The sequence below is a fragment of the Nonomuraea sp. NPDC004186 genome, from assembly GCF_053603495.1.
The window spans coordinates 28,646-41,899 of record NZ_JBSGFQ010000112.1; the positions used below are offsets into that span (position 1 = coordinate 28,646).

The window sequence follows — 13,254 nt, forward strand, 5'->3', positions numbered from 1 at the left end:
GTCACTCCCCCGTGCGCAGGCCGGCGTACACCTTCGTCGCGTTCCCGGCGAGCACGGCCCTGGCCACCTCGTCGGGCAGCAGGCCCGCGACGGCCCGGGCGTTGGCGGCGGTGCCGGGGACGCCGGGCCAGTCGGTGCCGAAGATCCATTTGCGGCCGAGCCGCGTGAGGTCGTACTTGGCGTAGTACTCGGGCAGCCGCTTGGGCGGCAGGCCGGACAGCTCCAGCCACACGGTGTCGTGGGACAGGGCGAGGAAGGCGGCGGCGTCGTACCACCAGCCGCGTCCGCCGTGCGCGAGCACCACGTTGAGGCCGGGGAAGTCCCGGACGACCGGGATGAGAAAGGCCGGGTCGGCGTTCTCGTTGGCCGCGCCCGGGAAGGAGCTGGTGCCGCAGTGGACGACGAGCGGGACGCCGCGCTCCTCCAGCACGTGGTAGGCGGGGTAGAGGGCGGCGTCGTCGCAGCGGAACCCGCCGTGCACGGGGTGCAGCTTGAGCGCGGCGGCGCCGAGGTCGAGCTGGCGGCGCAGCTCGTCGGCGAGCGGGAAGTGCAGGTGCGGGTTGACGTTGGCGACCGGCCGGAAGCGGACCGGGTTGTGCTCGACGATCGGCAGCAGGTCCTCGAACGCCTGCGTGCCGGTGGCCTTGGGGCTGTACTCGCAGAACAGCAGCGCGACGTCCACGCCCTGGGCGGCGAAGAGCTCGTCCAGGCGGTCGGGACGCGGCCTGCCCGCGGAGTCCCAGACGTCCTCCAGCACGCCGTGCTCGCCGAAGTCGCGGGCCCAGCGCAGCCAGGCGGGCTTGAGGGTGCCGAGCAGCGGCACGTGGACGTGCGCGTCGATGAGGGGGATGCCGTCGATCATGCTCATTACCTGCCCGCGACCATGGGGGTGTCCACCCCGATCCGGCCGGTTCTGCCCGAACCGCCGGGCGCGCCGAGCGGCGCGTCGCGCCCGTCCAGCACCTCGATGAAGAAGCGGCGATTGTCCTCGACGAACTCCGCGTGCTCGTCGGCCACCCGCCGGTCCTGGCTGATCGCCTCGACGGGGCAGACGGGTTCGCAGGCGCCGCAGTCGATGCACTCCTTGGGGTTGATGTAGAGCTTGCGGTCCCCCTCGTAGATGCAGTCGACCGGGCACTCCTCGACGCACGACTTGTCCATGACGTCGATGCAGGGTTCGGCGATGACGTACGGCATGGTGAATCTCCTGGTTACGGACCCGGGGCGGGGTTGTCGGTGGAGTGCCCCGGGAAGAGCTGGGCGGCGGGGTCGAGGTGCACGGCGGCGTTGTTGACGGCCGTGGCCACCTCGCCGAAGCCGACCGCGATCAGCCGGACCTTGCCGTCGTGGTCGGCGATGTCGCCGGCGGCGAAGATGCCGGGCACGTTGGTGCGCATCGCGGAGTCGACGACCAGGTGGCGGTTGTCGTGCAGGTCGAGGCCCCACTCGCGCAGCGGGCCGAGGTTGGCGGTGAAGCCGAGGGCGGCGACCAGCCGCTGGCACGGGAGGGCCCGCCCGGTGCTGAGCTCGACGCGTTCCAGCCGGTCGCCGCCGAGGGCGGCGGTGACCTGGGCGTTGACGACGACCTCGACCGGCGACGCGGTGAGCCGTTCCACGGAGCCGTGGTGGGCGCGGAAGGCGGCGCGGCGGTGGACCAGCGTGACGCTGCGCGCGACGGGGTGGAGCATGAGGGCCCAGTCCACGGCGCTGTCGCCGCCGCCGACGATGACGACGTCCCGGCCCGCGTAGTCCGCGGACTCGGGCACGAAGTAAGCCAGTCCCCGGCCGAGGAACTCCTCCCCGGCCGGGAGCGGGCGGGGCGTGAAGGTGCCGATGCCGCCGGTCACGATGACGGCCCCGGCGGTGATCTCGGTGCCCGCGCCGGTCTTGACCACGAGCCGGCCGCTCGGGGCGCGTTCGAGCCGCTGGGCCTCCTCCCCGAGCACGTACGCCGGCTCGTACGGGGCGGCCTGCTCGACCAGATTGGCGATGAGGCGGCGGCCGGAGACGGCCGGGAACCCGGCGATGTCGTAGATCTGCTTCTCCGGGTACATGGCGCTCACCTGGCCGCCGACCTGGCCGAGCGAGTCGACCACCGCCGTGCGCAGGCCGCGGACCCCGGCGTAGTAGGCGCCGTACAGGCCCACGGGACCGGCGCCGATGATCAGCACGTCGACGTTCACGCGCGGGCCTCCTCGGCGAGGAGCTCGCGGACCCGGAAGCGCTGGATCTTGCCGGTCGCGGTCTTGGGCAGCCGGTCGAGGAAGACCACCCGGCGGGGCCGTTTGAAGGCGGCCAGGCCGTCGCGGCACCACTGGACGAGCTCCTCGGCGGTGACCTGCCCCTGGGCGACGACGCAGGCGACCGGTTTGTCCAGCCCGTGCTCGTCGGCCACGCCCACCACGGCCGCCTCCAGGACCGCCGGGTGCTCCAGCAGCCGGCTCTCGACCTCGGCGGGCGAGACCCAGATGCCGCCCGCCTTGAGCAGGTCGTTGCTACGGCCCAGGCAGGTGTAGTAGCCCTCGGCAGAGCGCGTGTAGGTGTCGCCGGTGTTGAGCCACTGGCCCGCGAACACGGCGCGGCTGGCGTCGGTGCGCCGCCAGTAGCCCAGGGCGATGGACTCGCCGCGCACGTGCAGCGCGCCCGGCTCGCCGTCGGCGACGAGCCGGCCGTCGGGGTCGCGCAGCTCGATGTCGTACCCGGGCACGGGACGGCCGGTGGTGCCGGGGCGCACGTCGCCGGGCCGGTTGGACAGGAAGATGTGCAGCGCCTCGGTGGAGCCGATGCCGTCGATGATCTCGACGCCGAAGCGGCCGGTGAACCGCTCCTGGAGCGGCGCGGGCAGCGCCTCCCCGGCCGAGGCGCCCAGCCGTACGGAGGCGAACGTGCCGGCGGGCAGGCCGGCGGCCAGCAGCGCGGCGTAGAAGGTGGGGACGGCGAAGAACAGGGTCGGGCGGTCGGCGGCCATCCGTTCGGCGGTCACGGCGGGGGCGGGGCGGCGCGGCTCCAGCACGGTCGCGGCTCCGGCCGAGAGCGGGAAGAACATCGAGTTGCCGATGCCGTAGGCGAAGAACAGCTTCGCGACGGAGAAGCAGACGTCGTCGGGCCGGATGCCGAGCACCTGGTCGCCGTAGGTCTGGCAGACGTGCCTGACGTTGGCGTGCCGGTGCATGGCACCCTTGGGGACGCCGGTGGTGCCGGAGGTGTAGAGCCACAGGGCCCAGGAGTCCTCCAGCGTGGGAGCGGGCTCGCGCCGCTCTCCCCCGCCCGCGCGGAGCAGCTCCTCCCATGTCAGGGACGTGCTCCCTGGCGGCGGGTCGCCCTCCCACACCACGTGCCGCACCTCAGGGGCCGCGGCGAGCGCCTCCTGGACCTGGGGGGCGTACTCGGCTCCGGCGACGACGACGGCGGCGCCGGAGTCGGCGATGATCGCGCCGAGCTCCTTGGCGCCCAGCATGGTCGAGACCGGCACGGCCACGAACCCGCCGCAGAACGCCGCCAGGATCCCCGCGAACATGGGGACGCCGTCGCTGGTGACGAAGACCACGCGGTCGTCGCGCCGCAGGCCGAGTGCCCGCAGGGCGGCGGTGGCGGTCGCCACGAGGTCCGACAGCTGCGCGTACGTGAGCGTGACGCCGCCGCGGACCGCCACCCGGTCCCCGCGCCCCTCGCGGACGTGGCGGTGGACGAGCCAGTCCCCGGCGTTGAAAAGAGTCATGGTCAGACCCTCTTGGGGTCGTAGTCGCCCTTGCGGCCGGTGCCGTAGCGGCGCAGCGCGCCGTCGGGGCCGGAGGCGTTGGGCCGGACGAAGATCCAGTTCTGCCAGGCGGTGAGGCGGCCGAAGATCTTCGTCTCCAGCGTCTCCGGGCCGGCGAAGCGGTGGTTGGCCTCCATGCCGGTCAGCGCGTCGGGCGAGAGCGAGGCGCGTTCCTCCAGCACGATGCGCAGCTCGTCCTCGAAGTCGATGTCGTCCAGGGCGAGGGTGACCAGGCCGAGCTCCATCGCGGCGGCCGCCTCCAGCGGCTCGCCGAACCGGGCGCGGGCAGCCTCCAGGTCCCAGTCGTTGCCCCAGAAGCGGGAGCGCAGGCGGGACAGGCCGTTGCCCATCGGGAAGAGGCCGTCGTTGGACGGGGTGAGGACGAGGGTGGCGGGGACGGCGGCCTCGTCGCGGTCCTCGTAGACGCCCTCCAGCATGTACTGCCGGTCGGCGGCCAGGACCAGCTCGGCGAGCAGGCCCGCGAAGGCCGTGCCCGGCTCGATGACGGCGATGAGGCTGCGGCTGGTGACGTCGAGGCGTTTGAGCGTGCGTTTGTAGTAGTGGCGCACCTCGTTGACGAACCAGTGCCCGGCCCGCTCGCGGAGCTGGGCGTCGTAGGCCAGCACCCGGTCGGGGTCGCCGGCCGCGCGCAGCACCCAGATGCCGAGCTCGGGCTCGTTGGTGCGCAGGTGCAGGATCAGGTCGTCCAGCGCGCGGGTCACGGCGAGCGGCCAGTAGCCGGCGCCCTGGTCCGCGGGTTCGGCGGGTGGGGTGTCGCTCGGGCCGTCCACGGTGATCTCGACCCGGCGGCCGGCCCGGTCGATCCGGGCGGTCACGTACGGGTACGTGATGGCGTCGCCGTCGTCCTTGCGGTCGAGCGGCGTCAGGGCCACCCCCGTGGCGGTCGAAGGCCGGGCGGAGGCCGCCACCGCCGCGTCCGTCCGCCTGGTCACCTCCTCCTCGAACGAGTGGCGCGGCACGGCGGCGTCCACCAGGCCCCACTCCATGGCCGTGCGGCCGCGGAAGCCCTCGGACTTTGTCGCGAACAGGTCGGCCCGGTCCTTGCGCACGTGCCGCTTGTCCACCACGCGGGTCAGGCCGCCGGTGCCCGGCAGCACGCCGAGCAGCGGCACCTCGGGCAGGGAGACGGCAGAGGAGCCGTCGTCGACCAGGACGATCTGGTCGCAGGCCAGCGCGAGCTCGTAGCCGCCGCCGGCGGCGGTGCCGTTGAGCGCGGCGATCCAGGTCTGGCCGGAGTGCTCGGTGGCGTCCTCGATGCCGTTGCGGGTCTCGTTGGTGAACTTGCAGAAGTTGACCTTCCACGCGTGCGTGGACTGGGCCAGCATCCGGATGTTGGCTCCGGCGCAGAACATCCGGTCCAGGCCGCCGGTGAGCACGACCGCCCTGACCTCGGGATGCTCGAAGCGCAGGCGCTGGACGACGTCGTACAGCTCGATGTCGACGCCGAGGTCGTAGGAGTTCATCTTCAGCTCGTAGCCGGGGACGAGGCCGCCGTGCTCGTCCACTCGGAGCGTGACGGTGGCCACCGCCCCGTCCACCGCGAGAGTCCAGTGGCGGTAGCGGTCTGGGGAGGTCGCGAAGGTGACAGTCAATGCGTGCTCCGGGAGGGCGTGGGACCTTGGTCCTAATATTCGACGTCTATCATGAGTAGCGTCAAGTGTTTGTAGTGCTTCTGCTTGGATGCGCATCCGCGAGGGTGCCCGACCTGGCAGAATGCGCGTCACGAGCGTGTCGAACGACGGGAGGGCAACCGTGCCGGCCGAGTCCGCGGAGCGCCCGCGCGAGAAGGCGTCCGCCAGCGCGCGGTCGACGCTGCTGACGGTCCTGGGCGAGTTCGTCCTGCCGCGCGGGGGCGAGGTGTGGACGGGCACGCTGGTGGCCGCGCTCGGCGCGCTCGGCGTGGAGGAGAAGTCCGCGCGCCAGGCCCTGGCCCGCACCGCCGCCGAGGAGCTGCTGGAGTCCGAGCGGCACGGCCGCAAGGTGCGCTGGAGGCTGACCGAGGCCGGCGACCGGCTGCTGCGCGAGGGCACCGAGCGCATCTACGGCTTCATGCGCGCCCCCCACCAGTGGGACGGCCGCTGGCTTGTGCTCACCGCCGGCGTGCCCGAGACCCAGCGCCAGCTCCGGCACCGGCTGCGCACCAAGCTGACCTGGCTCGGGCTCGGCTCTCCCTCCCCCGCGCTCTGGGTGATCCCCGACGCCTCCAAGGAGGCCGCGGTACGCGAGGTCATCCGCGAGCTGGACCTGACCGACCGGGCCTACGCCTGGACCGGGCCGTCGGCGGGCATCGGCGACACCGCCAAGCTGATCTCGGCCGCGTGGGACCTCGACGACGTGGAGAAGCGCTACGTGAGCTTCATCGAGCAGTTCGAGGGCCGCGCGGTCGCCTCCGGCCGGGAGGCGTTCGTCAACCAGGTGCTGCTCATCCAGGAGTGGCGCCGCTTCCCGTTCCTCGACCCCGACCTGCCGGCCGAGCTGCTCGACCACGCCTGGCCGGGGCCCCGGGCGGCGGCCGTCTTCCACGACCTGCACAACCGCTGGCACCGGCGCGCGCAGGCCGAATGGGACCTCATGGACGAAGAGGCCGCCGCCCGGCACTAGAGGAGTCCCTCGTCGGCCAGGTGCACGTAGTCGAACTCGACCGGCTGGTCGTTGATGCCGGTCTTCGGCGGGGCGATCCAGCCGGCGAACTTGCCGTACTCGTACTCGGGGATCATGAGGGCGGCGACCTGCTCGCGGTCCTCGGGGGTGGGCAGCCACCCGTGGGCGCGGGCCTGCCAGGCGGCCTCGTCGAGGACCTCGCCGTGCGGGGTCACGTGGTGACCGGCGTAGACGCCGACCTTGCGGTTGAAGCCCTCGTGCGGCAGGTACAGCCGCTCGTCCAGCCCGGCGTCCTCCAGGGCCTGGTTCCAGCGGCGCACGCCGTTGGCGCAGTCGGCCACGTACTCGTCGCGCAGATCCAGGTTGAGCGCGCTGAGCATCGGCACCGTCCTGCTCCTGATCTGGCCGTCCTCGACGTAACTCAGCTCGCGGGTGGCCTCCAGCAGCACGTGGTCGTCCTTGCGCCGGGTCTCCATCCAGCGGCCCTTCAGCCCGGAGGTGAAGTAGTTGCCGGCGTTGGTCGACTGCTCGGAGCCGAACAGGTCCATCGAGACCGAGAACTGGAAGTTCAGGTACTTCTGGATGATGTCCAGCGGGATGCCGCCGTACGGCAGGACGTCGGCCGTGCCGTGCTCCTTCATCAGCTCGGCCGTGCGCTCCAGCACCCGCTGCACGCCCGTGGTGCCCACGAACATGTGGTGGGCCTCCTCCTTGAGCATGAACTCACACGTGCGCGCCAGCGGGTCGAACGCCGACTCCTTGAGCGTGCCGAGCTGGTACTTGCCGTCACGGTCGGTGAAGTACGTGAACATGAAGAACTGCAGCCAGTCGGTGGTCTCCTCGTTGAACGCGCCCAGGATGCGCGGCGAGTCCAGGTCGCCGGAGTTGCGCTTGAGCAGCTGCTCGGCCTCCTCGCGGCCCTCCCTGCCGAAGTAGGCGTGCAGCAGGTAGACCATGGCCCACAGGTGACGGCCCTCCTCCACGTTGACCTGGAAGAGGTTGCGCAGGTCGTAGATGCTGGGAGCGGTGTTGCCGAGGACGCGCTGCTGCTCGACGCTGGCGGGCTCGGTGTCGCCCTGCACGACGATCAGCCGCATCAGGTCGGCCCGGTGCTCACCGGGCACCTCCTGCCAGGCGGGCTCGCCCTTGTGCTTGCCGAAGTTGACCTTGCGGTCGGGGTCGCGCTCGGCCAGGAAGATCCCCCAGCGGTACTCCTCCATGGGGACGTGGTCGAAGTGCGCCCAGCCGTCGCGGCCGACGGCCACCGCCGTGCGCAGGTAGACGTCCTTGGTCGGCAGGGCCGGGCCGAGCTGCTTCCACCAGTCCAGGAACTTCGGCTGCCAGCCCTCCAGCGCCCGCTGCAGGCGGCGGTCGCCCGCGAGGTCGACGTTGTTGGGGATGCGCTCGCTGTAGTCCACGCGGCTGAGCGGGCCGCTGGGCAGGGGGGCGGCGCCGGTACGGGAGTCGGTGCTCATCGCTGCTCTCTCTACGCTTGTTTGTCGTTACTTCAGGATGGAGTCGAGTGTCGCCGGGCTGCCCTGGAGGGCGGTCCGCTGGAGGTGGGCGTGGACGGCGCGCAGGCCGCCCTCCTCCTCGCCGCCGCCCGCCCGGCCGGGGCCGCCGTGGACGAGCTGGGGCATGGGCGTGCCGTGCCCGGTGGACTCCCCCGCGCTGTCGCGGTCGAGCACCAGCAGGCGGCCGTGGTGCGCGGCGGCGCCGAGCACGACCTTCCGGACGAAGTCCGCGTCGTACGACACCACCGAGCCGGCCAGCGAACCCTCGCCGCGGGCGATCAGCGCGTTCAGCTCGGCGACCCCGCTGTAGGGCATGAGCGTGCTCACCGGCCCGAAGGCCTCGATCTCGTGCGGCTCCGGATGGACGGTGTCGTCCACGCGCAGGAGCAGCGGCGACAGGAACGCGCCGCGCTCGGGGTCCGCGCCGACCACCTCCACCGTCTGCGCGTCACCGAAGACCACCGTGCCGGCCGACGCGAGCCGCGCGACCGCGGCCCGGACGTCCCTGCGCTGGGCCTGCCCGACCAGAGCACCCATGGTCACGCCTTCGGCGCCGGGGGCGCCCACGACGACCTTCGCCAGCCTGGCCGCGATCGCCTCCGCCATCGCGTCGATGAGCTGGGCGGGGACGAACGCGCGCCGGATCGCCGTACACTTCTGCCCCGCCTTGACCGTCATCTCGGTCACCAGGGCGTCGGCGAACAGGTCGAACTCCGGCTCCCCCGGCACCGCGTCCGGGCCGAGCACCGAGCAGTTCAGCGAGTCGGCCTCGGCGTTGAAGCGGGCCGAGCGGCGGGTAACAGCCGGGTCGGACCGCAGCAGGGCGGCCGTGGCCGCCGAGCCGGTGAAGCCGATGTGATCCTGCCCGCCGAGCAGGTCGAACAGCCCGGGTACGCTGCCCGCCACGAGCTGGATCGCGCCCGGCGGCAGCGCGTCCGCGATGATCCGCACGGCCTGCGCGGCGATGTAGGCGGTCGGGGTGGCGGGCTTGACGATCGCAGGCAGCCCGGCGAGCAGCGCGGGCGCGAGCTTCTCCAGCATGCCCCAGACCGGGAAGTTGAACGCGTTGATCTGCAGGGAGAGGCCGCGCGGGGTGGTGAGGACGTGGCGGCCCGCGAACGTGCCGTTCTTGCCCAGCGGGATCGGGTCGTCCTCGACGATGAGCGTGTGGTCGGGCAGGCCCTCGCGGGCCAGGCTCGCGTACACGAGGGCCGTGCCGATGCCGCCGTCCACGTCCACCTGCGCGTCCCGCCGGGTGGCCCCGGCCCGCGCGGACAGCTCGTACAGCTCCTGCCTGCGCTCCTGCAACGTCAGGGCCGCGGCCTTGAGCGCGGCGGCGCGCTGCGGGAAGGTCAGCTCGCCGAGCGCGGCCAGGCCGGTGCCTCGGGCGTACGCCACCGCGGCGGCGAGGTCGAGCCCCTCGCCGCTGACCCGGGTGACGATCTCGCCGGTCACGGCGTCGGCGACCGGGACGCCTTCGCCTCCTCCGGCGCGCCAGGCCCCTTCGAGGTAGCTCTCCAGCGTGCTCACGACTCGCTCCAGTCGTAGAAGCCCTTGCCGCTCTTGCGCCCCAGGTGGCCCTGCTCGACGAGCCGGACGAGCAGGTCGGGCGGGGTGAAACGGGGGCCCAGCTCGCGTTCGAGGTAGCGGGCGATGCCCAGCCGGACGTCCAGGCCGACGAGGTCGGTCAGGCGCAGCGGCCCGGTCGGGTGACCGTAGCCGAGCGTCATCGCGGCGTCGATGTCCTCGGCCGAGGCGACGCCGGACTCGACCATGCGGATCGCCTCCAGCCCGAGGGCGACGCCTAGCCTGCTGCTGGCGAAGCCGGGCGAGTCGCGGACGACCACGGCCACCTTGCCGATGGCCTCGACCCACGCCACGGCCCGCTCCCGCAGGGCCGGGTCGGTGGCGGTCGCGATCACCACCTCGACGAGCCTGCTGGCCGGGACGGGGTTGAAGAAGTGCAGCCCGAGGAAGCGCTCGGGGCGGGCGAGCGCCTGGGCGAGCGTGTCGAGCGAGATGCTGCTGGTGTTGGAGGCGATCACGACCTCCGGCCCGACCGCGTCCTCGGCGGCGCGCAGCGTGACGAGCTTGAGGTCGACGTCCTCGGGCACCGCCTCGATCACCAGCCCGGCCGCGGCCAGCCGGGCGGGCTCCGTCACCGTGGTGAGGCGGGCCATCGGCGCGCCGGCGTCCTCGATCAGGCCGCGCTTCGCGCTGCCCTCGACCGCCCGCGCCACCCGGTCCCGCGCGGCGGCCGCGGCCTCGCCGTCGCGCTCCACCAGCGTGACGTGGCAGCCCGCGAGGAGCAGGGCGTGGGCGATGCCGGCGCCCATGCGCCCGCCGCCCACCACCCCGCACCGCTCCGGCAACGTCTGGGTCATCGCAGTCCTCCTGTGGCGAGCTCCTGGGCGCGGGGCGCGGACGCGCTGGATGCGGTCATGCCCCGTACGCTCACAGGTACTCAACTTGCCACAGTTTCATGGCGCTGCGAAAGACTGATGTAGCAGATTTATGTCTGGCCTAGTTCGGATTGCCGGCGTGAGTGAGGGTCTCCCAGGCGACGAAGAGGTTGTTGGTGCCCGCCGGGCGCTGCTGTTCGGTGAGGGCCTGCGTGTTGCTCATCGCGATGCCCATGCGGTTGTGCAGGGCGTTGAAGCCGACCTCGGTGACCGGCCCGAGGCCCAGGGTGAGGCTCCCGCCGCACAGCCACGCCGGCACGGCCGTGCCGAGCTGGTACTTGGCGTGCAGGCCGAGCGCGTGCCGCAGCCGGTCGGCGATCTCGGGGTAGAGGTCCTGGCCCTGGATCCGGGCCGTCTCGGCGATGTGCGCGATCGACGCCAGGCCGTACCCGGTGTGGGTGAAGTCGCGGCACGTCTCCTGGGAGAGCCCGTCGACGAAGGTGTCCTGGCCCTGCCAGTAGTCGACGACCTCGGCCCGGGTGTCGATGCCGCTGCCCGCCGGGCCCTTGGGGAAGGCGCCGTCGGTGGTGAGGTAGATGTAGGCGGGCACGCGGGCCCGGAACGTGCTCACGGCCTTGTCGTAGGCCGCCTTGTCCTGCAGGAACACCGCGATCCCGATCGTCGCGTCCATCATCGTCAGCTCCCAGTTGCCGTTCGTGCGGGCGCTGCCGTTGATGATCTCGGGAAGGTAGACGTCACGGAGCATGGTCGTGAAGCGGTTGACGCCCGTGGCGGACCACCCGGTGTAGGTGTAGCGGATGATCTCGGCCGCCCTGGGCCAGGACGATCCCGCCCAACCGGTCTGGAGCGGCGCGTTGCTGTTGGTGTGGTCGGTGATCACGGCGGACCAGGCGTCCATGATCTGGATCGCCTTCTGCGCGTACCGGCTGTCCCCGGAGATGTACCAGGCCAGCGCGTCGGTGTAGGCGGCCAGCGCGTCCTGGCGCTCGTCCGTGCAGCCGTTGTTGGGGTTGGAGTACGGGCCGCACTCCACGACGGCCCGCGGCTTCGGGGTCCGCGACAACGACGCGAGCGGACTCGCGATCATCTGGTCGTAGGCGCCCTTCCACGGCTGGGCCCCGGCGTTGACCTTGGTGCGGACGAAGTCGAGCTGGGCCTTGCTGACGAGCACGCCGGGATGCGCGAAGGCGGCCGGCGCCGTCCGGGCCACGGCGGCGGGCGGGGACAGGACGGCGGTGATCAGGGGGATCGCCAGGGCGATGGCGAGCGACGACAGGATCCCGCGACGACGGGGACGGACCACGGACCCCACTCCTTATTTAGGAAAGTTTCCTAAAGGTCGGTGTGATCGTAGCCCTGACACCGAACCTTGACAAGTGATGCGGCCCGCTTGTGTCCCTGGTAAGCCCTTCTCATGACGCGAATGCCTGAGGCCGAGCGGAAGTTCACCGAGCACCGGGGTCTGCTGCACGCCGTGGCGTACCGGGTGCTGGGCAGCGTCACCGAGGCCGAGGACGTGGTGCAGGACGCCTGGCTGCGCTGGAGCCGCGTCGACGTGGCCACCGTCGCGGACGCCGAAGGCTATCTGGTGCGGGTGGCCACCCGGCTGGCGATCGACCGGCTGCGCAGCGCACGCGTACGGCGCGAGTCCTACGTCGGGCCGTGGCTGCCCGAGCCGATGCTCACCCTCCCGGATGTCGCCGAGGACGTGGTGCTCTCCGACTCGGTGTCGACCGCGATGCTGCTCGTGCTGGAGGTCCTGTCGCCGACGGAGCGCGCGGTGTTCGTGCTGAGCGAGGCCTTCGGCTACAACCACGCCGAGATAGCGCACTTCGTCGGGCGCAACCACGCGGCGGTGCGGCAGATCGCGCACCGCGCCAGGAAGGCCGTCGAGGAACGGCGCCACCGCTACGACGCCGACCCGGCGACCAGGCAGCAGGCCACCGAGCGGTTCCTGGCCGCCTGCCTCGGCGGCGACCTGGAAGCCCTGCTGGAGGTGCTGGCACCGGACGTGACGATGGTGAGCGACGGCGGCGGCCTCACCGGCGCACCCCGCAAGGCGATCCACGGACACGAGTACGTGGCCCGCGCGATCGTCATCCTCTCCAGGCGCATGCCCGGCGACTCGCACGCTCAGGTGCTCCAGGTCAACGGCGGTCCGGGGATCGTCGTCCGCTCGGGGCGCACGCCGGTCCTGGCGATCACGTTGCACCTGCTGGACGGAGTGATCAAGACGGTGCACGTGGTCAGCAACCCGGAGAAGCTCGGCGGCGTGGCGCCATGACCTAAGTCACATGAGCACGTTGTCACTCTCCGGGGCGCTGTCCCGTCCGTGAGGCGATCGACCTGCCGTCGCCCTCATGGAGAAGGAGACCTTCGTGTTCGCCGCCTACCTCGCCATCACCCTCCTCGCCTCGGCGATCATCGGCCTGGCCGCCGTCGCCAACCTCATCGGCCACGACTATCCGAAGCGCCAGGCGGACATCATGCGCGTCCCCCGGTCCTGGACGCTCCCGTTGGGGCTGCTGCTGGGGGCGGGCGCGGTGGGGCTGCCGGCCGGGTTCGCCGTGCCGGCGCTGGGCACGCTCGCCGCCGCCGGCCTGGTGCTGTACTTCCTCGGGGCGTTCGCCGCCCACCTGCGGGCCCGCGACTATCACTTCGGCGCGTGGGCCGTGTTCTTCTCGCTGGCGGTGGCCGCTCTGGCCGTGAACCTGGCCTACCACGGGCTCGGGTGACCACGCTGAGCCGCTGGACGCCGGGCAGAGTGGCCAGCCGCCCGTCGTAGAGCTCCTGGAAGGCGAGTAACGGGCTACTCCTGGCTGCGGCGTGCCGTCCTCGTTACGGGCTACTCCTGGTTCGGCCGGCGGCTCGCGAGCCGGGCCAGGACTTTCGCCAGGAGCCCGCCACCGGCCGCCGCCCGCTCGGAGGCGCGGACGGC

General features: G+C 72.2%; 12 protein-coding genes. 3 read left to right on the plus strand and 9 right to left on the minus strand.

All coding sequences use genetic code 11. The annotated features are described in order from the left end of the window. Position 1: 1 nt before the first annotated feature. From ACWEPL_RS52320 to boxC, 5 genes are read right to left on the minus strand one after another with little or no spacing between them, the layout of a single operon-like run. Positions 2-862, minus strand: coding sequence for an amidohydrolase family protein (locus ACWEPL_RS52320; RefSeq protein ID WP_452440846.1), 861 nt, complete (start codon positions 860-862; stop codon positions 2-4). A gap of 5 nt (positions 863-867) precedes the next feature. Beyond that, the gene (fdxA, locus tag ACWEPL_RS52325; RefSeq protein ID WP_350738204.1) at positions 868-1,197 is read right to left on the minus strand and encodes a ferredoxin; all 330 of its coding nucleotides are present in this window, start codon (positions 1,195-1,197) and stop codon (positions 868-870) included. A 14-nt stretch (positions 1,198-1,211) separates the two neighbouring features. Then, positions 1,212-2,183 (minus strand): NAD(P)/FAD-dependent oxidoreductase, encoded by a 972-nt coding sequence (locus ACWEPL_RS52330; RefSeq protein ID WP_363964804.1) that lies wholly within the window; start codon positions 2,181-2,183, stop codon positions 1,212-1,214. Next, on the minus strand, positions 2,180-3,718 hold the full coding sequence (locus ACWEPL_RS52335; RefSeq protein WP_363964802.1) for a benzoate-CoA ligase family protein: 1,539 nt from the start codon (positions 3,716-3,718) through the stop codon (positions 2,180-2,182). The genes ACWEPL_RS52330 and ACWEPL_RS52335 overlap by 4 nt, the downstream gene beginning before the upstream one ends. 2 nt (positions 3,719-3,720) lie before the next feature. Next, positions 3,721-5,370, minus strand: a complete 1,650-nt coding sequence (boxC, locus tag ACWEPL_RS52340; protein WP_452440847.1) for a 2,3-epoxybenzoyl-CoA dihydrolase — start codon at positions 5,368-5,370, stop codon at positions 3,721-3,723. A 121-nt stretch (positions 5,371-5,491) separates the two neighbouring features. On the opposite strand from boxC, the gene ACWEPL_RS52345 reads away from it, so the two are divergent. Next, complete coding sequence (locus ACWEPL_RS52345; RefSeq protein WP_452440848.1) at positions 5,492-6,379, plus strand: PaaX family transcriptional regulator; 888 nt, start codon at positions 5,492-5,494, stop codon at positions 6,377-6,379. Here ACWEPL_RS52345 and boxB read toward each other — a convergent pair. From boxB to ACWEPL_RS52365, 4 genes are all read right to left on the minus strand, one after another. Then, on the minus strand, positions 6,376-7,854 hold the full coding sequence (boxB, locus tag ACWEPL_RS52350; protein WP_452440850.1) for a benzoyl-CoA 2,3-epoxidase subunit BoxB: 1,479 nt from the start codon (positions 7,852-7,854) through the stop codon (positions 6,376-6,378). The two genes, ACWEPL_RS52345 and boxB, sit on opposite strands and share 4 nt — an antisense overlap. A 27-nt stretch (positions 7,855-7,881) precedes the next feature. Next, positions 7,882-9,423 carry a phenylacetic acid degradation bifunctional protein PaaZ gene (paaZ, locus tag ACWEPL_RS52355; RefSeq protein WP_452440851.1) on the minus strand — a complete coding sequence of 514 codons (1,542 nt, stop codon included), beginning with the start codon at positions 9,421-9,423 and terminating at the stop codon, positions 7,882-7,884. After that, positions 9,420-10,277: a 3-hydroxyacyl-CoA dehydrogenase family protein gene (locus ACWEPL_RS52360; protein ID WP_452440852.1), complete on the minus strand. Its 858-nt coding sequence runs from the start codon at positions 10,275-10,277 to the stop codon at positions 9,420-9,422. The genes paaZ and ACWEPL_RS52360 overlap by 4 nt, the downstream gene beginning before the upstream one ends. Positions 10,278-10,416: 139 nt before the next feature. Next, positions 10,417-11,619, minus strand: a complete 1,203-nt coding sequence (locus tag ACWEPL_RS52365) for an alginate lyase family protein (RefSeq protein WP_449892752.1) — start codon at positions 11,617-11,619, stop codon at positions 10,417-10,419. A gap of 111 nt (positions 11,620-11,730) precedes the next feature. On the opposite strand from ACWEPL_RS52365, the gene ACWEPL_RS52370 reads away from it, so the two are divergent. After that, positions 11,731-12,600: an RNA polymerase sigma-70 factor gene (locus tag ACWEPL_RS52370; protein WP_452440853.1), complete on the plus strand. Its 870-nt coding sequence runs from the start codon at positions 11,731-11,733 to the stop codon at positions 12,598-12,600. Positions 12,601-12,676: 76 nt separating this feature from the next. Further along, a complete protein-coding gene (locus tag ACWEPL_RS52375; RefSeq protein WP_452440854.1) occupies positions 12,677-13,051 on the plus strand; it encodes a DoxX family protein in 375 nt (124 codons plus the stop codon). Positions 13,052-13,254 lie beyond the last annotated feature (203 nt).

Excerpts from the sequence above, each read along its gene's own strand:
- ACWEPL_RS52320 (WP_452440846.1), bottom strand. The coding sequence starts at position 862 with ATGATCGACGGCATCCCCCTCATCGACGCGCACGTCCACGTGCCGCTG.
- fdxA (WP_350738204.1), bottom strand. The coding sequence starts at position 1,197 with ATGCCGTACGTCATCGCCGAACCCTGCATCGACGTCATGGACAAGTCG.
- ACWEPL_RS52335 (WP_363964802.1), bottom strand. The coding sequence starts at position 3,718 with ATGACTCTTTTCAACGCCGGGGACTGGCTCGTCCACCGCCACGTCCGC.
- ACWEPL_RS52345 (WP_452440848.1), top strand. The coding sequence starts at position 5,492 with ATGCGCGTCACGAGCGTGTCGAACGACGGGAGGGCAACCGTGCCGGCC.
- boxB (WP_452440850.1), bottom strand. The coding sequence starts at position 7,854 with ATGAGCACCGACTCCCGTACCGGCGCCGCCCCCCTGCCCAGCGGCCCG.
- ACWEPL_RS52360 (WP_452440852.1), bottom strand. The coding sequence starts at position 10,277 with ATGACCCAGACGTTGCCGGAGCGGTGCGGGGTGGTGGGCGGCGGGCGC.
- ACWEPL_RS52370 (WP_452440853.1), top strand. The coding sequence starts at position 11,731 with ATGACGCGAATGCCTGAGGCCGAGCGGAAGTTCACCGAGCACCGGGGT.
- ACWEPL_RS52375 (WP_452440854.1), top strand. The coding sequence starts at position 12,677 with ATGGAGAAGGAGACCTTCGTGTTCGCCGCCTACCTCGCCATCACCCTC.